The sequence below is a fragment of the Breznakiella homolactica genome, from assembly GCF_016616095.2.
GTDB classification, from domain to species: Bacteria; Spirochaetota; Spirochaetia; order Treponematales; family Breznakiellaceae; genus Breznakiella; species Breznakiella homolactica.
The window spans coordinates 4,171,603-4,189,229 of the sequence record NZ_CP067089.2 but is presented as its reverse complement, the minus strand read 5'-3'; the positions used below and the strand labels follow the sequence as shown (position 1 = coordinate 4,189,229).

Here is a 17,627-nt window from a genome sequence, read left to right as displayed (position 1 = left end):
TGGTACTCCCGGTTAGCCCCGTTCGTACCGGGCCATGCTGGTGGGAGTCTCAAACACATCCACCGCCCAGAGCAGAGCCGGGTCAAGGGAAAATTCCCCGAACATTTTTTCCAGGCTGGTAAAAATATACCGGGCGATCCGTTCCGCGCTGGGGTCGCCGCGGAATTCCGATATGTCATTCAAATTACTATGGTCCAGTTCCGAAACGACCTGCCTGAGAGCTTTTTTGAGCAGACCGAAGTCCGCCAGCATACCGCCCTCATCAAGGCTTTCGCCCCGAACCCACAGGAGGACCCGGTAGTTATGGCCATGGAGGTTTTCGCATTTTCCATGGTAATGGCTGAGAAAATGGGCCGCTGCGAAATCGGCTTCTACCCGTGCGGAATACATACTCCCAGCATAACCGCCCCCGAATATGAGGTCAATGATGCGGGGGAGCACAAAGTCTCTCAAGCCGGAAAGTACCCGGGGAGGACCGGGTCCGCGGGGCCCGTCAGATAAAAAAGGGTATGGCTCCGTGTCGGCCTGCGGCCTCGAAAGTCGCTCATACCCTTTTTTATCTGACACCCGGCGTTGCCATTACGTACGGGTGCTTTCCGGCTTAACCGGCTCTGTACTGCCCGTTCGCGCGGGCTGCGCGTGTCCTATGGACACGACCCCTGCGCTCCAGCCTTGCCACCTTATGTATGGAGTTTTGCGGAGCAAAACTCCTAAAAGACTTGACGCCGCAGGCGGCAAGTCTTACGCTACCCCCACTTTGGGTTCCTCGTTTCGGCTGCCTTTCCAGACCATGCTTCTGTATATTGGTACTTCTCTAAACCCAAAAAAACTTCCACACCCAGCCCCCGCAATACCACTCTTTACCTAAAATATGGTTCCGGGATACTATGACACCCATGGAACGCCGTCTTTCGGACTTTTTTACAGAGGATACGGCCCGGCGGGCAGGACTTTCCGGGCGGCAGGGTTCTTCGGATCCCCTGATAACCGGCCTGGAATACGATTCCCGGAAGATACAGCCGGGAAGCATCTATTTTGCCCTGCCCGGACTCCATACCGACGGTCATACCTACATCCCCGAAGCCATACGGCGGGGAGCGGCGGCGGTGGTTCATCAGGATGAACTGCCGGAATACCGGGACGGTACCGTATACCTGCGGGTTCAGGATTCCCGGTTTTCCATGTCCCCGGTTTCCGACGCTTTTTATGATTTCCCGTCCCGGCATCTGGCGGTTATCGGGGTTACGGGAACCGAAGGCAAAAGCACCACGGTCTACCTGGTATTCCAGCTTCTCAGGCTGGCGGGGAAAAAGGCGGGATTTGTTTCAACCGTTCAGTACTGCACCGGAGATACCGTGGAATGGAACCCCGAACACCAGACCACCCCGGAGGCCACCACGGTCCACCGGCACCTGGCGGAGATGCGGCGGAACGGCCTGGAATACGCGGTCCTCGAATCCAGTTCCCACGGCCTTTCCCCGAAGACGAACCGCCTGGGGGACGTTGCCTTTGACGCGGGGATAATGACCAACGTTACCCATGAGCACCTGGAATTCCACGGAACCTGGGAGCAGTACCGGGAGGATAAGGCCAACCTGTTCCGTGCCCTGGACCGATTCAGCCATGAGAAAGAAATAGCTTCATCCCTGCGGCAGATCCCGGCTTTCGGGGCCGCCAACGGGGATGACCCCAGCGCCGGATATTTCGCCGGAGCCACCGGAAAAAAAACCTATACCTTCAGTACCCGGGGTAAACCAGCGGACCTGTCGGTAATTTCAATTGAAAGCAGCAGCCGGGGCAGCAGTTACCGGGTAAGGCAGGCGGACGGCGCGGTCCTGGAAATCCGGGACCGCCTGCCCGGGGCATTCAACGCGGGAAACGTCCTGGCCGCCCTTCTGACGGTATCCAACATGCTGGATGTCCCGGCGGCGGACCTGATTCCCCTGATACCCCAACTCCAGCCCGTGCGGGGCCGCATGACCGTGATCGACCGGGGCCAGCCCTTTGAGGTGCTGGTGGACTATGCCCACACCCCTTCGTCCTTTGAGACTATATACCCTCCCCTGCGGCACCGCCTGAACAGCGGCGGCGGCCGCATCATCAGTGTCTTCGGGTCCGCCGGGGAACGGGATACGAAAAAGCGCCCCGCCCAGGGCCGGATCGCCGCGGAATGGTCGGATATGGTGGTTCTCTGCGATGAGGATCCCCGGGGAGAAGTTCCCATGGCCATCCTTGAGGAAATCGCCGCAGGCTGCCTTGAAGCCGGGGAAAAAATGAAAAAAGACGCGACCCTTTTCCTTATTCCAGGAAGACCCGAAGCCATCCGGAGGGCTTTTTCCCTGGCCCGGGCCGGAGATCTGGTGCTCCTGCTGGGGAAAGGCCACGAAAATTCAATTATCTACGCGGAAAAGACCGTATCGTACGATGAAATAACCGAAGCGGAAACGGCCCTGGCGGAAATGGGCTATATTCAAGACAGCGGGAAGCAGAAGGATGGATAGGATGAAAAAGACCATTGCCCTTTTATTCGGCGGACGTTCCGGGGAGCACGAAGTTTCCCTGAGTTCCGCGGCTTCGGTGGCCAAAAACCTGGACACTTCAAAATACGAGATACTGCTTATCGGTATTGATATAGAAGGAAACTGGTATCTGCAGGACGATGATGAACTGCGGCGGATCAGGAGCGGCGGTACCGCGCTTTCCATTAAAAAAGATGAAAACCGCCGGGTGAGCATCATCCCCGGCGGCGGCCGGGAACGGGCGTTTTCGCTGGCTGGCGGAAAAGCCCTGCCGGTGGATACGGTTTTTCCGGTGCTCCACGGGACCTTCGGCGAGGATGGGACCATCCAGGGACTGTTTGAGATTGCCGGGCTTCCCTATGTGGGATGCGGCGTTCCGGGAAGCGCCATCGGCATGGACAAGGAAATCGCGAAAATACTGTGGCTTAACGCGGGGCTTCCCGTGGTTCCTTATCTGCGCATCAGAGCCGGGGACTGGAAAAACAGGGACAAACGGCAGAACCTGATCGAAACGGCGGAACGGGATTTTTCCTATCCGCTGTTCATAAAACCTTCCTCGGCGGGATCATCCGTGGGAACCGGCGTTGCGGCCAAACGGGAAGAACTGGAAGCCTGTGTCGGGAACGCGTTTGCCTGGGACAGCAAAGTCCTGATTGAGCCCTTTATCCCCGCCCGGGAAATTGAATGCTCCGTCACCGGCAACCGGGATTTTGAAGCCTATACACCCGGGGAAGTTGCTCCCACTCATCAGTTCTATGACTACGACGCGAAATATAACGACCCCAACGGCGCGGCGCTTCTCATTCCGGCGGACCTGAACGAAGCGACCCTCCATAAAATACGGGAATTAGCCGTCAGGGCATACCGCACCGCGGAAATCACCGGCCTCGCCCGGGTGGACTTCTTCATCCATAAAGATACAGGCGAAATATACCTCAACGAGCTCAATACCATGCCGGGGTTCACATCCATCAGCATGTTCCCGAAAATGTGTGAAGCCTCGGGGCTCTCCTATCCGGATCTGCTGGATAAACTGATTGGTCTCGGGGAGGAACGTTTTGCAGAACAGAGCACCAGGGTATACGCCCGGGAAACCCATCGGTAGCTACCAAAGAATAAAAGACATAATAATTCCCCCTGTTGTAATAATCTGCATAATGTTATTTTTTTTATTTTTTGATGGTTTTACAATATTAACAATGGGATGGAATAAAGCTGAAGGTAAAATCGTCAGTGTTAATGTTATAGAATACCCAGTAAACAGCAAAACAAAAGGAACAACAAAAGCATATATATCAGAAATTACAGTTGAATATGTTATTAACAATGAAATAGTAACCAAGGATATAATTTTAAATGAAAAGGTTCAAATTGGAAACATTCTTGAAATAAGAATAAATCCAAATAATAGCACTTTAATAACTGCAAAGAAAATAAATTTCACTTTTTATGGAATTATAGGATCGATATTTATTGTCTTTATTATCTTTTATATATATTTCACATTTATCAATAGAGAGATGTAAATCCGAACGACGTCTAACAAACGCTGTTCGAAATGCGGCTTATCCGGAAATCAGTTGAATTATTTTCTGTAAAATATGATACTGGTTTTAGAAAGCACATATTCAATAGCTTATTAATGTTTTTGTTCTTTATGAAAATTAACTTATGTGCTAATTTATTTTAGAATGCTAAAAAGCAATATATTGGTTTTACTTTTAATTGAATATTTATGTGGCTGATTCTATTAATGAAATAGAAAACATTTTTATGGTAAATATATGTTAAAAGAATTTAAAGATATAAGCCAACCAGAAAAGAAATATAAAAGAAAATGGTATAATGATGAAGAATTTGAACTCATTATATGGTACGAAGAAAATGAAATATGTGGATTTCAATTATGTTATGAAGACCATACTGAGAAAAAGGCAATTACATATACGAATGGGAAATATAGTCATGACAAAATAGACGAAGGCGGAAAGTGGAACGAAACACCGATTTTATTAAAAGATGGTAGATTTGAAAAGGAAAGAATAATAAAGGAATTTACGGAAAAATCATTATTAGTAGAAAAAGAAGAAAGAGAAGAAAGAGAATATATACTAAGAGCCTTAGAAAAGTATTGATATAAAAAACACACTGCATCTAACAAACGCTAGGTGCAATTTGCACCTTGCTTTTTAATGAAATGTGTTAATAGGAATGAAAATAATCATGATGTCTGAAAGGCAACAAAAAATCATTGTATGTTTATTTTTTATAGGAATATTAGCATTTTTAGCTTATCTTTTAACACCGTTTATTCCAATAAAAAATGATAGTTTCTCTTTAATATGGAAAATAGTAGTTAGCTGGATTGGTTTTTTATGTTGGATGATATTCTGTATAATGGGGTTAGTTTATAAACTTAAAAAGACTTCAGAAAATAATTCTAAAGAAAATGATTAATAATTTTGCAAACTGCACCTAACAAACGCTATACGCTACGCCGCCTGATCGGCGGCTCGGGTTTCGCTACGGCTAGGTCAGCTTGCGCTTCCCACGCCTCCGCTCAACCACATTGCCTTCGCGTCGGTTACGCTCAGGCAACGTCGTATAGCTGTAACGTTAGGCGAAATAGCGCTATACTGTAGCTAATTATAAAACTCTCTTGAACGAAATTAAAAAATAAGCATAAATATTGACTTAAAATAGCTTTTAAAAAATTTTACGTAAAAATTATCTAAAGGATCAAAAATGCGATTTAAGCTTTGTTGTTTCATATTGTTTATTTTTTTTCTTGAAGCCTCTTTTGCTCTTAATGTGAATTTAGATTCAGGAATTATATTAAAAGGCTATTTTAAAGATATTAATGCAGAAAATAATATTCATTTTACTATAGAATATCCTGAATGTTTATATATAAATAATTCAGATGAGTCATTAAAAACTTTTAAAATCATTTGTAATGATTGGGATAAATATATTAAATATTATAAACAAGAAGAAAGAATAGAATCAATTTTAGAATATCCATTTTTTGTTGCGGGTAAATTTGTATTGGAAGATCCCGAAAATCATAAGTCTGAAATAAAATTAGAAATTTTTACTATGGTTTTGGAATATTATGAAACTGATGTTCCAGAATATGGTTTAGATTTTCTAAATATATTTGAGTACGTTTATTATGATTTTCTAACAGAAGGAGAATTATTTTATATTGAAAAACCATATCCTGGTTTTTATATGGAAATTTATGGAAAATTTATTGGTATAGAGGCGAATCAATTCCTTGAAAAAAATCTTGTAAAAGTGTTTGAGAATGATCTTGCTGCGACCATTAATGGGAATTTTACAATACAATGGAGAGGAAATGGTAATGGTATAATTGGCTCAAGAAGGTGTAGATATACAATCTTTATGATTACGGACCTTGTGGAATAAGAATTTTGCGCTACTTCACCTAACAGCGTGTATCCGCGGACGTTAGATGCAATACTCAGAAAATATTATGGGGAAAAGATTATATATGTGTAAAAAGAAAATGAGTTTATTTCTTTTTCTCCATGTGCTTTTATCTGTTAAAATATTTACACAAGAATATAGAATCTCTGCCATAAGAGAATATCATGTTTATGATGATTTAAAATATATACAAACCATAGAAACATATAATTATTCGGAAGATAATTTATTATTAAGTCAAACGACATATAAGTTTCATCCAGAGGAAGGATTCTTCTTTCAAAATAGGACTATATACAGATATAATGATGATAATATCTTACTAGAAGAAGAATATCTAGTTAGAGAAAATGAATCTACTAGTAAGCATTATAAATATGATAGCGATGGGAAATTGTTAGAAACATATTTTAGGGATGCTAACGAAATCTATATTTCTTCATTCGTCTGGTATAAATATGAAGATCAGAAAATAATAGCATCTGGATTTGGCAGAAAGCGATATTATGATCAATATTGGAATCTCATATTAGTTGAAGACTATAATAATACAGGCAAGGGAGAGAAGCTAAATAGGTATGTTAAATATTTATTTGAAGGAAATCTTCTCCGAAAAATCGAACAATATGAAATTACAAATGATATAGAAGAATTAATGTTACTAACTGATTTCATATATAACGATATTAATCAGTTAATAAAAAAGGAAACATATGCAAAACATAATGATGAAATGCATTGGTATTCAAGTGAAATATTTACATATAATTCAATAGGAAAAATCGCAACAGAAATAAGTTATTTTAACTATGATTTTAATCCGGTTTATTTTGAAATAAATGAGAAAGAAAGATATACAATAGTAGAATACGAATATCAAAAAATAAATTAGCCAAGCTGAGTACTGCATCTAACAAACGCTATACGCTACGCCGCCCTGGCGGGCGGCTCGGGTTTCGCTGCGGCTAGGTCACATGCGTTTCCACGCCACCGCTCAACATCATTCGCCTCGGCATGGAGGATTTGCTATACTGCGGATACCCTGGGACTAATACCGGGTCTTTTTCCGTTCCGCGAACCCAATAATATTCTGAAAAGATAGCTCCCGGCCGTCGTCAAGGACAACCTTTCCGGAAAAACGGCCGAATACCTGGCGGCGCCTGAGATAATGGAACAGCATCCGGTGGCGTTCGGTTCGCTCCATCTCCGGAACGAAATTCATTTCCAGGCGCCGGTCGTTGCTGGTAAAACGCCAGGGATCGAGCCATTTGCCGGGGTTGATGTGGAACGTAACCTGATCGAGCTTGATCAGTTTTCCGCCCACGAAAAAGGCGTTCTCCGTACCGCTGCCGTTGTCCGCCGAACCGTACCCCACACTGAAGGATACCTGGGTGTCTCCGGCAAGGCCGCAGCCCCCCGCCCAGTACCGTACATCCATGTCGGGACGCACCGTCCGGTTCCAGTCGAAAATTCCCCAGGCCTTGTCTTTTGAAAAAACAAGTTCCGATCTGCCAAGTTGCATAACCCCTTCGGCAATGTACCAGGGAGAACGCCGGGTGTACTGGAAGGCGTTTTTCTGCCCCCGCCAGGGCATGGCGGTGATAATGGACTCCGCGTCCGGAGGAGGCGTCAGGATAATTGCCCCCCGGAGACCGCGGTTATGGCTGAATCTCGGTATATCAATTTTAAGAATCCGGGAACCGCCGTCCATGGCTATAAAATCAATGGAAAAATGCTTCTGCTGGATACGGACCGAACCGGATTCACTTGAATCGGAGAGATTAAAACTGCCCAGGGAAAACGGTACGGTAATCGATCCGGAACTGCGTTTTTTATCCTTAAAGGACATAACCGTTATTCCCACATAACCGAGAAATCCCCCGTCGAGGATCTCCGTAAGGATTAAATGGTCGGAAGAAAAAACGATATAGCGGTCCGACGCGGTAACCCGCCGCATGGGTGCCCGGACAAAGGTATGGTTATACGTAAAGAGAGGTTTCCGGGCCCAGCCGAATTTTACCGGTACCCCATGTTCATCGAGGATATAACAGCTTTCGGTTGTTTCAATTTGTGCCATGGGTTGTTCGGTAATTCCTTTTAAAAAATTGTTACTGCTGTTTCGGCGGATTGGTAATGATGGAAGATATGAGACTGATCAGCCCGACCCCCATGGAAGCGGTTCCTCCGATAAAACAGAGCTCCGCGTTGTTATACTGACCGTCGGTAAGATAATGCAGACCGAATCCCTGCAGCGTCAGCCCGGCAACGGAAAAAAGAATACCCGCCCCTATTCCGAGATTTTTCGCTTTGTTTGCCTTCATATACGGAGTATAATCAGGCGGAACATACCGGATCTCGGAAACCGAGGGCGTTTCCGGTGTTACACTGCCCGGTTCCGCCGCCGCGGCAATGGGCGGAACATTCGAAAAACCGTGGAGATTCCAGTACGCAATAATGCTGTTGTCCAGGAAATACCGCTGAACATAGGAAAAGGAACCCGATGTTTCCAGGCTGATTCCCTCATAGGCGGAAACCGTAAAAGGGGTAATTGAAAGGGATGCCCCGGGGATAACCCTGACTTCTCCGGAAAAAACCGAAACTTCCAGGATGGGATTCATGGAAGGCGCGGCGCCGGAGGTACCGGGGCGGAGGGTATAGTCCACTCCCGCGTCACCGGAGCCGATTTCCGAAGAAGTTCCCCCGGTCTGGATATAAAACAGCCCGCCGGAGGCTTCCCGTTTTATCCGTACCCTTCCGTAGAACAGATTTACCGAATCAGACGGCCCTGCTTCACCGGGAACATTAACCCGGAGGGAGGTATTTTCCGCCACCGCCACCAGCGGTCCCCCGGGACCTATCCGTATTTCCGCGAAACTTTGGGGGCCGGTCTGGAACATATCCCCCCGGCTGAGAAATACCGAGCCTTCCCGGATCCGGTCTTCACTGTAAATAATACGTTTACCCTGGCTGAGTACAATAAATTCGCTTCCCTGGGCAGCGTATACATGGATATCCCCCTGATCCTGGGCAGACAGAACCGAAAACCCCATGACCAGCAGAATCAGTACCGGTATACTACATTTCTTCATATAGAATACTATACTATGAAGTAATTGTCCGGGCAATGGTAAAATGGTACATATACAGTCAGGAGAAAAACAGTGAACACTGGCGACGGAAGGTATTCGGGGCTCCGGGTCCTGGTAATGGGTCTCGGCCTCCACGGCGGGGGGCTCGAATCGGCCCGGTATCTGGCCGAAAGAGGGGCGGAGGTCACGGTTACGGACCTCCGGGACGAGACCGTACTGGCCCCTTCAATTGAGAAACTTTCGGCCCTTCCCATCAGATACGTTCTCGGCCGCCACGAAACGGATGATTTTAAGCGGGCGGATATGGTGGTAAAAAACCCCGGCGTCCGGCCGGATTCACCTTATCTCCAGGCCGCCCGGCGCGTAGAAACGGATATTTCCATTTTTCTGGCCGATTCCCCCGCCAGGCTTACCGCCGTAACGGGTTCCAAGGGAAAATCCAGCACCGCTTCGGCTATACACTGGGCCATGGCGGAGGCGTATAAAAACAATACGGTCCCGGGCAATCCTAAGGCGCACCTCGGCGGCAATATAACCGTTTCTCCCCTGGTTTTCCTCGATTCTCTCCGGGAAGAAGACGATGTGGTCCTGGAACTGTCGAGCTGGCAGCTCGGGGATCTGGCGGGGCGCCTCAAGCCGGGTTCCCCCGGAGAGGCCCTGCTGAAACCCAGGGCGGCGGTGATAACGGCGATTATGCCGGACCACCTGGACCGCTACGGTACCATGGATGCCTATGTGGCGGATAAAAAAATCATTTACCGGGGCCAGGACGGCCGGGACTGCACCGTTGCCGGGGACGACAGCTGGGGGAAAGAATTCCTCTCGGAGACAAAGGCGCGGCCCCTGGTCTATTCCGGCAGTCCCCTTCCCGGAGGCGTGTCCGGTGGCTGGCTCAGCGGGGAAAACGGCCCGGGATACGTCCGGTTTCCGGGAAAAGCGGCCGCCGAGGCGGTGCCGCCGGAACTTCTCACCCCGGGGTATCACCAGAAAAAAAACCTCCTCGCCGCGGCGGTAGCCCTGGGAGATCTCGGTTTTGAACCCGATACCATCCGGGACGCGCTGGGGCGGTTTCCCGGAATACCCCACAGGCTGGAATTTTTTCTTGAAGCAGGGGGAGTCCGGTTCTACAACGACAGCGCCGCGACGATTCCCGAAGCCGCCGCCGCCGCGGTGTACGCCTTTGAGAAGCCGCCTATTCTCGTAACCGGCGGAACCGATAAGAACCTCGATTTTACCCCCCTGGCAAACGCCGCGGCGAGTGCCGGGGATGTGATCCTCCTGGCGGGAACGGGGAGTGAAAAGCTCATGGGACTGCTCCGCCGGGACAATACCCCTTTCCGGGGACCCTTTGATTCCGCGGAAGGGGCCGCAAAAGCCGCCCTGGACCGGGCGGAAAAAGGCGATACCGTCGTCTTTTCCCCGGGGTGCACATCCTTCGGAATGTTTCTGAATGAATTCGACCGGGGCAACCGCTGGAAAGAAGCGGTCCGCCGTCTCGCGGGAGCCTAGCCCATGGATCTGGAACTCCTCCGATACCGGGCCGAAATAATCCGTAAGACACGGGCTTTCTTTGACCAGAAAAATTATCTTGAAACCGATACGCCGGTGCTGGCCCCGGACCTTATCCCGGAATCCTGCCTGGAGGTTTTCGGGACATCTTACATTCCGCCGGAGGGCAGCAGCGCCCGGAAACCCAGGCCGTACTGGCTCGTTCCTTCCCCGGAGATTTGGATGAAGCGGCTCATCGCCGACCACCGGCAGAGCATATACCAGATCGGAAAATGCTTCCGGAACGGGGAATCCACCGGCCGGCTCCACAGCCCGGAATTTACCATGCTGGAATACTACACCATGGACGCGGACTACCGTGATTCCCTGGCAATCACCGAGGAACTGTTCTCCCGGCTACTGCCTGAAGATGCCCCGGAGGATCTCCGGCCGCCCTTCCTGCGGATATCTATGGAAGAAGCCTTTTCCCGCTGGGCGGGATTCAGTCTGTATGACGCGGCCGCGGAAGGTCCCCGCGCTATGGAGGACGAAGCCCGGAAACTGGGACTCGATCCGCCCCCCGGGATGGGACTCGAGGCTTTATACAATTTAATATTTGTACACGCGGTGGAACCGGCGCTCCCCGGGGACCGGCCGGCGGCGCTGACGGATTACCCCGCCTTTGTTCCCTGCCTGGCCCGCCGGGCCCAGGACGGAAAAACCATGGAACGGTGGGAACTGTACGTCCGGGGGATCGAGCTGGCCAACTGTTATTCCGAAGAAACCGATCCCGGAACGGTCAGGGAATTCTTTACCGCCGAAGGGGCGGAAAAAAACAAATCAGCCATGGTTCCCCATGGCATAGACAGCGATTACTGGAAAACATTTCTTCCCCGGAAAGGACCCGGAGGCGCCGAGCTGCCCTACCCCCGGTGCTCCGGGGTCGCCCTGGGAATGGACCGCCTTATCATGGCGCTGGCCGGCAGGAAGACCATTGATTCGGTGCTTCCCTTTCCCATGGATTAGGGGCCGCTACTCGATAACCGGGGAACTGCCGGAACGGTCGAACCCCATGGTAAAGCCCGGAAGGTACGCAACCCCGGTGGAAATCTGCGCTTCCCCGGAAAACCGGTAGGCGACCTGCTTCATGGCAATCACCTGGTTCAGGAGTTCCCGGCGCATGTTGATGAAATTCATGATCAGGAAAAGGTCCGTCTCCGCGTAGCCCCGGGCATCGATCCGCAGGACATCGGTTTCGTTCCCCTCCGCCCAGAAACGGCCGGCGCCGTGCAGTTCATAGGAAAACGACGAAAGATCCACCGGGAAAGGGTTGGGGTTTTCTATCCGGAGCCGTACTATAAAGCGGGTATTAACGAGTTCCGCTTTTTTTATGGCAATCGACGTAATCTGAAAGTTAGGCTCCCGGATCCGGGGAAATTCCGCGTCAGCGGAAACGGCGGCGGCCACCGCGGAACCGCCGTCAAAACGGAAAAGGACATCCGCCGAGAACCCGGTACGGTAATCATCGAAATCCGGGTCGGCGGGGTCGGAAAAATCCCCAAGGTTCAGGGCAACGCGGACAGGCACCGAAACGCGGCCGTGCCCCTCAATACGGTACTGCTCCCGGATATCCAGAGCTTCTTCGGGCAGGGTAAAAGCCGTGCCATTAACGGTAAAGGCCGCCCGGTCCAGGGTAAAAACAGCCCCCGACGGGCGGGGATTTTCAATTTCAAGGGAATAATACAGATCCAGCAGAACCGGAGAACGGGCTTCGATCTTTTCAAACGCCATGGAAAGTACCGGAGACTCTTCCGGCGGCGGGTCGGGAGGAAGCACTTTGGCTGCGCAGGAACAGACACTGACCGCCGCGGCCAGCACAAAAAAACGCAGGAATAACAGGGAAAAACGTCTCATGGTGTAGATCATAGGGCAAAAAAGAAGGGTTGCCAAGGCGGGATTTTGGGGGGATTATGAAACAGGGTATTCAGTATATATGAGAAAAAAACATCCGACATATCCGCTGCTGAATCTGGCGCTGGCCGCTGTGTTCGCCGCCGGAGTATTTTCTATCCTGACCTGCGGCAATACCTCCGGGGAGACTGCAGTTACAGAGGCAGCGCCCCTTCCGCTGCTTGCGGAACCGGAAAATCCTCCGGAGCCGGAGACCGTGCCGGAGCCGGAGGCTGTTTTCCCGCTGCCCCTGCCCTGCGGTTTTTCCGTAAAATCAGGGCCTCCGGAGGCGGGTCTTTTTTTGGGTGAATCCGAACTGCTGCCCCTTTCAGAAGCCGCAGGGATCCGGACATTCCTTCTGGAAACCGCCGGGGCGCCTCTGACGGTCCGGCATCCCGGATATCGTACCCGGGAGATTGACCCGGAAACCCTGGCCGGCGCTGTCCGCAGCGGGCTCATGGAAATAAAACTCGAACCCGATTCGGGCCCCCTTTCCCTGGTCACGGAGCTGCCCACCGGACGCCAGCCCAAAAGCGCCGTTTTTTCCCCGGACGGGACCCGGATTTTCATCCCCCTCCTTGATGAACACGGCATCGATGTATTTGGTTTTTCGGAAGAAGCCGGCAGGACGCCGGTACTCCGGTACGAAACCCGCCTCAAAGTTCCGGAAAGCCAATCCCGGGGATTTGTGGAGCCCCTGGCAGATGAACGCCGGCGGGAGCTGTGGGTATCAAATATGGAAGACCACGAAATCCATATTTTCGATTTGCATAGTCTCACGTTTATAGACTCGATATCCTCAGGCGGCGCCATGCCCAAGGTGATCGTCCAGAATCCCCAGGGAAGCATTACGGCGGTTTCCAACTGGCAGAGCAAAACCGTAAGCTTAATAGACCCGGAGACACGGAAGATTACCGCCCGCATCCCAACGGGAGGAACCCCGCGGGGCATGGTATTTTCACCGGACGGTACGCTTCTGTACACCGCCATCTTCGATGAGCCGGCTGTAGCGGTAATCGATACGGTTCTTGGAAAGGTTACCGCCCGGTACCGCCTGTATGAGGGCGCCGGAGCCGCCCGGCACATCCTGTACAGCGCCGGCAAGCTCTACGTTTCGGATATGGCCAGGGGTACGGTCAATATCCTGGATGCCGCCACCGGAAAACTCCTCAGATCCCGCCGGGTGGGGCCAAATATCAACACCATCGCCTTTTCCCCGGATAAAGGGCGAATCTTTGTTTCATCCCGGGGCCGCAACAACCCGGAGGACTACACCCTGCCGGGGCCGGATTTTGGAACCCTGTCGGTCCTGGATGCCCGGGATCTTTCCCCGCAGGGCCGGGTCTGGGGACGGAACCAGCCCACGGGGCTCGCGGTCTCCCCCGACGGCAAATACCTCGTCTTTACGGATTTTCTCGACGCCAATCTGGAATTGTACCAAATCGGGGAATAAACAGAAAAATTACACCCGCAAAAAAACAGATATTTCAAAATTCCGGGGGTATACTGTAAGTACTATGGGGGTAGATTATGAAATTCGCTAAACCGGTTGTTTTCTTTTGTGCAGTTGCGTTGATATCGGCTGTCTTTTTGGGCTGCGGCGACAGCGGCAGCAAGGATGAATGGACCAGGGTCACCAGTTTTGAGGAAATCCGGGGAAACTGGGAAGGCTCGGAAACGGTAAAAATACCGAAACAAACGGATCAAAATATTCCTGAAAGTTCCATGAAATTAACGATGGGCATGGAATTTCCCGTTACCCTCCAAAATTACACCGGTGATGCCGCCGCGGTCCGGGTTAAAATTGATATGGAAAAAATCCTCACGGATTATTTTGGAAATTTAAAAGACACCTTTTGGGATACACTTATTAACACATATTCCCAAGATCCCGACGCAACCGAGGAAAATGGTGTTGTGATTATAGACAGTGTGAATCCGGATGATGGAATTTCCAAAATGATCACTAAAATAGGGAAATATTATATGGAAATGACCACAAAATCACCGGCGCTCAATGAAGATCTCAGCGCGTCCGACGGCGTTGAACTGTATATAAACCAGAACAAGACAAAACTAAAATTCGTTTCCACCGAGCTTGTTGATGAAATTGTCGATGAAACCGGTTTTGAAGCCAATCAGATTGACGAAGTTATACTGTATTTGAAATAAAAACACCGCCTCTTGGGTTACCGGCCGTATCCGGTAACCCCAGGGTCCTTTTGCCGGGATTCCGTTCCGCCGCCGGCCGCGCCAATTTCAAAAGGAATTTTCCCATTATTGTGTCCTTCCCTTGGACATAAGCGCCAATCTCCGTTAATCTGGAAATAACAGTAAACGGAGAAACCTATGAAAATTGCAAAAAAACCCTCTGATCTGATCGGAAATACCCCGCTGGTCTACGCGGATACCCTCAACCAGGGCCCCGGACGGGTCGCGGTAAAACTGGAATACAAAAATCCCCTTTCCAGCGTTAAGGACCGGGCCGCACTGTTTATGGTGAACGCCGCGGAGGAACAGGGCCTGCTGAAGCCCGGGGGCACTATAATAGAACCCACCAGCGGCAATACCGGCATCGGCCTCGCGCTCATTGCCGCGAACCGGGGATACAAACTGGTGCTTACCATGCCCGAAACCATGAGTATGGAGCGGCGCAAACTCCTGGAAGCCCTGGGGGCGGAGCTTATCCTCACCCCTGGTGACAAGGGCATGACGGGCGCCATCGAAAAAGCCGAAGAATACCGCAAAAACCATCCCGGCGCGTATATGCCCATGCAGTTTTCCAACCCCGCGAACCCGATGGCCCATGAAAAAACCACCGGCCCGGAAATATGGCGGGACACCGACGGAAAAATTGATATCTTCGTAGCGGCGGTCGGAACCGGCGGAACCGTGACCGGCGTGGGCCGCTTCCTCAAAGCCCAAAACCCGAATGTCCGGATCGTCGCGGTGGAACCCGCGGAAAGTCCCGTTCTTTCCGGGGGAAAGGCGGGCCCCAACAAGATCCAGGGCATCGGCGCCGGGTTCGTGCCGGACAATTTCGACCGGTCCGTGATAGACGAAATTGTGACCGTCACCTGGGAAGAAGCCGGCGAGTGCGCCCGCGGCATGGCCAGGAAAGAAGGCATCTTCGCGGGAATTTCCAGCGGGGCAAACATGAAAGCCGCCCTGGACCTGGCTTCAAAACCGGAAAACAAAGATAAACTGATCGTAACCATTGCCTGCGACACCGGAGAGCGGTACCTTTCAACGTGGCTCTACTCGGGACAGGCGTAAATCAACATCTGGAGCGTATTATGGCAGCTGGAACAATTCCCTCCCGTTCGGAGGTAGCCCGGGAAAACACCTGGGATCTTTCAACGTTGTATCCCAATGACGAAGCCTGGACCGCCGGACTCGGCGACTATGAGAAGATGGCTGAAAAAATTCCATCCTTCCGGGGAACCCTGGGCAGATCCGCCGAAGCCTTGGCGGATTACCTCGACTTTTCCCGGGACCTCGGGCTGCTGGAGGAGCGGCTCGCCTATTACAGCGAGCTGCGGCAGACCGAGGACGAAGGCGACAGCGCGGCCCGGTCCATGAGCGGCCGGTTTATGATGGCCGCGGCGAAAGTCCAGGCCGCCGATTCCTGGTCGGTTCCCGAAATCCAGGCAATCCCCGACGCAGCCATGGGGCAGTTCCTGGAAAATCCGAGGATTGAGGAATACCGGATTTATCTTAAAAAGCTGCTCCGGTACAAACCCCACATTCTGAGCGACAAGGAAGAACGCATCCTGGCCATCCACGCCGAGGGAGAAGACGTTGCCCACGACGCGTTCTCGGTGCTTACCAACGTGGACATCAGCTTCGGCACCGTCGAGACCGCTCAGGGGCCCAAACCCCTGTCCCAGTCTACCTGGTCGGTGTTTATGGAGAATCCCGACCGGGAACTGCGGAAGCGGACCTACGGCATTTTCTACGGCCAGTTCGAGGCCCACAAGACGACCCTGGCGTCCCTGTACAGCGGGTCCGTAAAAAACGATGTCATCAAAGCCCGGATCAGGAATTTCCCCTCCGCCCGCTCGGCGGCGCTTTTTCCCGACGATGTCCCTGAATCGGTATACGACAACCTCATCGGTACGGTCAGCGCCAACCTCGGGCCCCTGCACCGCTATTACGGCCTGCGGAAAAAAGCCCTTAAGGTGGATGAGCTCCGGCATTACGATGTGTATGTTCCCATCGTTCCCGCGGCGATCACCAGAACCACCTGGGATGAGGCGGTGGACATGGTCTCCAAGGCCCTCGTCCCCCTGGGGGATGAATACGTAAACACCCTCCGCTCGGGTCTCCTCGGCCGATGGGCGGACCGGTACGAAAACAAGGGCAAACGGTCGGGAGCGTTTTCCGCGGGAAGTTACGCGGGGGATCCCTATATCCTCATGAATTACAAGGAAGACGCCATCCGGGATGTATTTACTTTGGCCCATGAAGGGGGCCATTCCATGCACTCCTGGTATTCGGCGAAGTCCAATCCCTTCATGCAGTACGGGTACACCATATTCGAGGCTGAAGTGGCCAGCACCTTCAATGAGGAGCTCCTCTTCAGGCATCTTGAAAAAAACGCGGACACGCCGGAACTCAAGGTGTACCTGGTCAACAAGCGGGTGGACGATCTCCTGGCGACACTGTACCGCCAGACCATGTTCGCGGAATTCGAGAAGCGGAGCCACGAACTGGAGGAAGGGGGCACCCCCCTGACGGTGGATGTTCTCCGGGAAGAGTACCGGAAACTGCTGACCAAGTACTTCGGGCCGGAAATGGTTTTTGAGGAAACCAGCGACCTTGAAGGCTTAAGGATTCCCCACTTCTACCGGGCGTTTTATGTATACAAATACGCCACCGGTGTTTCCGCGTCCCTGGCCCTGGCGGAACGGGTTCTCTCCGGGGGAACAAAGGAACGGGACGATTACTTCGCCTTCCTCAAATCCGGCGGGTCCCGGTTCCCCATTGAGTCGCTCAAGGTCGCCGGGGTGGACATGGCGTCGCCGGAACCGGTGGAAGCGGCCTGCAAAGCCTTCGGCAGGCTGGTGGATGAATTGGCGGAGCTGATCGGCTAGACGTCCGCTGACCCAAAACAAAAGCCCCGGTT

Annotated in this window: 17 protein-coding genes; 13 read left to right on the top strand and 4 right to left on the bottom strand. The window is 51.4% G+C overall.

Annotated elements, in window-relative coordinates; genetic code table 11:
- Positions 1 to 12: 12 nt before the first annotated feature.
- A complete protein-coding gene (gene queD, locus JFL75_RS18795; RefSeq protein ID WP_215628207.1) occupies positions 13 to 390 on the bottom strand; it encodes a 6-carboxytetrahydropterin synthase QueD in 378 nt (125 codons plus the stop codon).
- Between the two features lie 506 nt (positions 391 to 896).
- Here queD and JFL75_RS18790 point away from each other — a divergent pair.
- From JFL75_RS18790 to JFL75_RS18760, 7 genes are all read left to right on the top strand, one after another.
- Positions 897 to 2,501 (top strand): UDP-N-acetylmuramoyl-L-alanyl-D-glutamate--2,6-diaminopimelate ligase, encoded by a 1,605-nt coding sequence (locus JFL75_RS18790; RefSeq protein ID WP_215628206.1) that lies wholly within the window; start codon positions 897 to 899, stop codon positions 2,499 to 2,501.
- Positions 2,494 to 3,624, top strand: a complete 1,131-nt coding sequence (locus JFL75_RS18785; protein ID WP_215628205.1) for a D-alanine--D-alanine ligase family protein — start codon at positions 2,494 to 2,496, stop codon at positions 3,622 to 3,624. The genes JFL75_RS18790 and JFL75_RS18785 overlap by 8 nt, the downstream gene beginning before the upstream one ends.
- Complete coding sequence (locus tag JFL75_RS18780; protein ID WP_215628204.1) at positions 3,578 to 4,045, top strand: hypothetical protein; 468 nt, start codon at positions 3,578 to 3,580, stop codon at positions 4,043 to 4,045. The genes JFL75_RS18785 and JFL75_RS18780 overlap by 47 nt, the downstream gene beginning before the upstream one ends.
- Before the next feature lie 258 nt (positions 4,046 to 4,303).
- On the top strand, positions 4,304 to 4,654 hold the full coding sequence (locus JFL75_RS18775) for a hypothetical protein (RefSeq protein WP_215628203.1): 351 nt from the start codon (positions 4,304 to 4,306) through the stop codon (positions 4,652 to 4,654).
- A 76-nt stretch (positions 4,655 to 4,730) separates the two neighbouring features.
- Entirely contained in the window at positions 4,731 to 4,976 is a 246-nt protein-coding gene (locus JFL75_RS18770) for a hypothetical protein (RefSeq protein WP_215628202.1), read from the top strand.
- Positions 4,977 to 5,264: 288 nt separating this feature from the next.
- On the top strand, positions 5,265 to 5,951 hold the full coding sequence (locus tag JFL75_RS18765) for a hypothetical protein (RefSeq protein ID WP_215628201.1): 687 nt from the start codon (positions 5,265 to 5,267) through the stop codon (positions 5,949 to 5,951).
- Positions 5,952 to 6,018: 67 nt separating this feature from the next.
- Positions 6,019 to 6,864: a hypothetical protein gene (locus JFL75_RS18760; protein WP_215628200.1), complete on the top strand. Its 846-nt coding sequence runs from the start codon at positions 6,019 to 6,021 to the stop codon at positions 6,862 to 6,864.
- 156 nt (positions 6,865 to 7,020) lie between these two features.
- On the opposite strand, the gene JFL75_RS18755 is transcribed toward JFL75_RS18760, so the two are convergent.
- Together JFL75_RS18755 and JFL75_RS18750 are read right to left on the bottom strand one after the other, a co-directional pair.
- Positions 7,021 to 8,049 carry a DUF2804 domain-containing protein gene (locus JFL75_RS18755; protein ID WP_215628199.1) on the bottom strand — a complete coding sequence of 343 codons (1,029 nt, stop codon included), beginning with the start codon at positions 8,047 to 8,049 and terminating at the stop codon, positions 7,021 to 7,023.
- Between the two features lie 31 nt (positions 8,050 to 8,080).
- A complete protein-coding gene (locus tag JFL75_RS18750) occupies positions 8,081 to 9,061 on the bottom strand; it encodes a FecR family protein (RefSeq protein ID WP_215628198.1) in 981 nt (326 codons plus the stop codon).
- 117 nt (positions 9,062 to 9,178) lie between these two features.
- Here JFL75_RS18750 and murD point away from each other — a divergent pair, with 117 nt between their 5' ends.
- Positions 9,179 to 10,570, top strand: a complete 1,392-nt coding sequence (murD, locus tag JFL75_RS18745) for a UDP-N-acetylmuramoyl-L-alanine--D-glutamate ligase (protein ID WP_215628652.1) — start codon at positions 9,179 to 9,181, stop codon at positions 10,568 to 10,570.
- Between the two features lie 3 nt (positions 10,571 to 10,573).
- On the top strand, positions 10,574 to 11,575 hold the full coding sequence (locus JFL75_RS18740) for an amino acid--tRNA ligase-related protein (RefSeq protein ID WP_215628197.1): 1,002 nt from the start codon (positions 10,574 to 10,576) through the stop codon (positions 11,573 to 11,575).
- A 6-nt stretch (positions 11,576 to 11,581) separates the two neighbouring features.
- Here JFL75_RS18740 and JFL75_RS18735 read toward each other — a convergent pair whose 3' ends face one another.
- On the bottom strand, positions 11,582 to 12,463 hold the full coding sequence (locus tag JFL75_RS18735; RefSeq protein WP_215628196.1) for an LEA/WHy family protein: 882 nt from the start codon (positions 12,461 to 12,463) through the stop codon (positions 11,582 to 11,584).
- A gap of 79 nt (positions 12,464 to 12,542) precedes the next feature.
- Here JFL75_RS18735 and JFL75_RS18730 point away from each other — a divergent pair, with 79 nt between their 5' ends.
- The 4 genes from JFL75_RS18730 to pepF all read left to right on the top strand — a co-directional run bounded on the left by JFL75_RS18730 (position 12,543) and on the right by pepF (position 17,595).
- The gene (locus JFL75_RS18730; RefSeq protein ID WP_215628195.1) at positions 12,543 to 13,952 is read left to right on the top strand and encodes a YncE family protein; all 1,410 of its coding nucleotides are present in this window, start codon (positions 12,543 to 12,545) and stop codon (positions 13,950 to 13,952) included.
- 77 nt (positions 13,953 to 14,029) lie between these two features.
- Positions 14,030 to 14,671 (top strand): hypothetical protein, encoded by a 642-nt coding sequence (locus JFL75_RS18725; RefSeq protein ID WP_215628194.1) that lies wholly within the window; start codon positions 14,030 to 14,032, stop codon positions 14,669 to 14,671.
- 177 nt (positions 14,672 to 14,848) lie between these two features.
- Positions 14,849 to 15,775: a cysteine synthase A gene (cysK, locus tag JFL75_RS18720; RefSeq protein WP_215628193.1), complete on the top strand. Its 927-nt coding sequence runs from the start codon at positions 14,849 to 14,851 to the stop codon at positions 15,773 to 15,775.
- Positions 15,776 to 15,795: 20 nt separating this feature from the next.
- Positions 15,796 to 17,595 carry an oligoendopeptidase F gene (gene pepF / locus JFL75_RS18715; RefSeq protein ID WP_215628192.1) on the top strand — a complete coding sequence of 600 codons (1,800 nt, stop codon included), beginning with the start codon at positions 15,796 to 15,798 and terminating at the stop codon, positions 17,593 to 17,595.
- The last annotated feature ends 32 nt before the right edge of the window (positions 17,596 to 17,627 follow it).

Bases quoted from the DNA above. Each gene is read 5' to 3' on its own strand.
- queD (WP_215628207.1), bottom strand. From the start codon at position 390: ATGTATTCCGCACGGGTAGAAGCCGATTTCGCAGCGGCCCATTTTCTC.
- JFL75_RS18790 (WP_215628206.1), top strand. From the start codon at position 897: ATGGAACGCCGTCTTTCGGACTTTTTTACAGAGGATACGGCCCGGCGG.
- JFL75_RS18785 (WP_215628205.1), top strand. From the start codon at position 2,494: ATGGATAGGATGAAAAAGACCATTGCCCTTTTATTCGGCGGACGTTCC.
- JFL75_RS18775 (WP_215628203.1), top strand. From the start codon at position 4,304: ATGTTAAAAGAATTTAAAGATATAAGCCAACCAGAAAAGAAATATAAA.
- JFL75_RS18770 (WP_215628202.1), top strand. From the start codon at position 4,731: ATGAAAATAATCATGATGTCTGAAAGGCAACAAAAAATCATTGTATGT.
- JFL75_RS18765 (WP_215628201.1), top strand. From the start codon at position 5,265: ATGCGATTTAAGCTTTGTTGTTTCATATTGTTTATTTTTTTTCTTGAA.
- JFL75_RS18760 (WP_215628200.1), top strand. From the start codon at position 6,019: ATGGGGAAAAGATTATATATGTGTAAAAAGAAAATGAGTTTATTTCTT.
- JFL75_RS18755 (WP_215628199.1), bottom strand. From the start codon at position 8,049: ATGGCACAAATTGAAACAACCGAAAGCTGTTATATCCTCGATGAACAT.
- JFL75_RS18750 (WP_215628198.1), bottom strand. From the start codon at position 9,061: ATGAAGAAATGTAGTATACCGGTACTGATTCTGCTGGTCATGGGGTTT.
- murD (WP_215628652.1), top strand. From the start codon at position 9,179: ATGGGTCTCGGCCTCCACGGCGGGGGGCTCGAATCGGCCCGGTATCTG.
- JFL75_RS18740 (WP_215628197.1), top strand. From the start codon at position 10,574: ATGGATCTGGAACTCCTCCGATACCGGGCCGAAATAATCCGTAAGACA.
- JFL75_RS18735 (WP_215628196.1), bottom strand. From the start codon at position 12,463: ATGAGACGTTTTTCCCTGTTATTCCTGCGTTTTTTTGTGCTGGCCGCG.
- JFL75_RS18730 (WP_215628195.1), top strand. From the start codon at position 12,543: ATGAGAAAAAAACATCCGACATATCCGCTGCTGAATCTGGCGCTGGCC.
- JFL75_RS18725 (WP_215628194.1), top strand. From the start codon at position 14,030: ATGAAATTCGCTAAACCGGTTGTTTTCTTTTGTGCAGTTGCGTTGATA.
- cysK (WP_215628193.1), top strand. From the start codon at position 14,849: ATGAAAATTGCAAAAAAACCCTCTGATCTGATCGGAAATACCCCGCTG.
- pepF (WP_215628192.1), top strand. From the start codon at position 15,796: ATGGCAGCTGGAACAATTCCCTCCCGTTCGGAGGTAGCCCGGGAAAAC.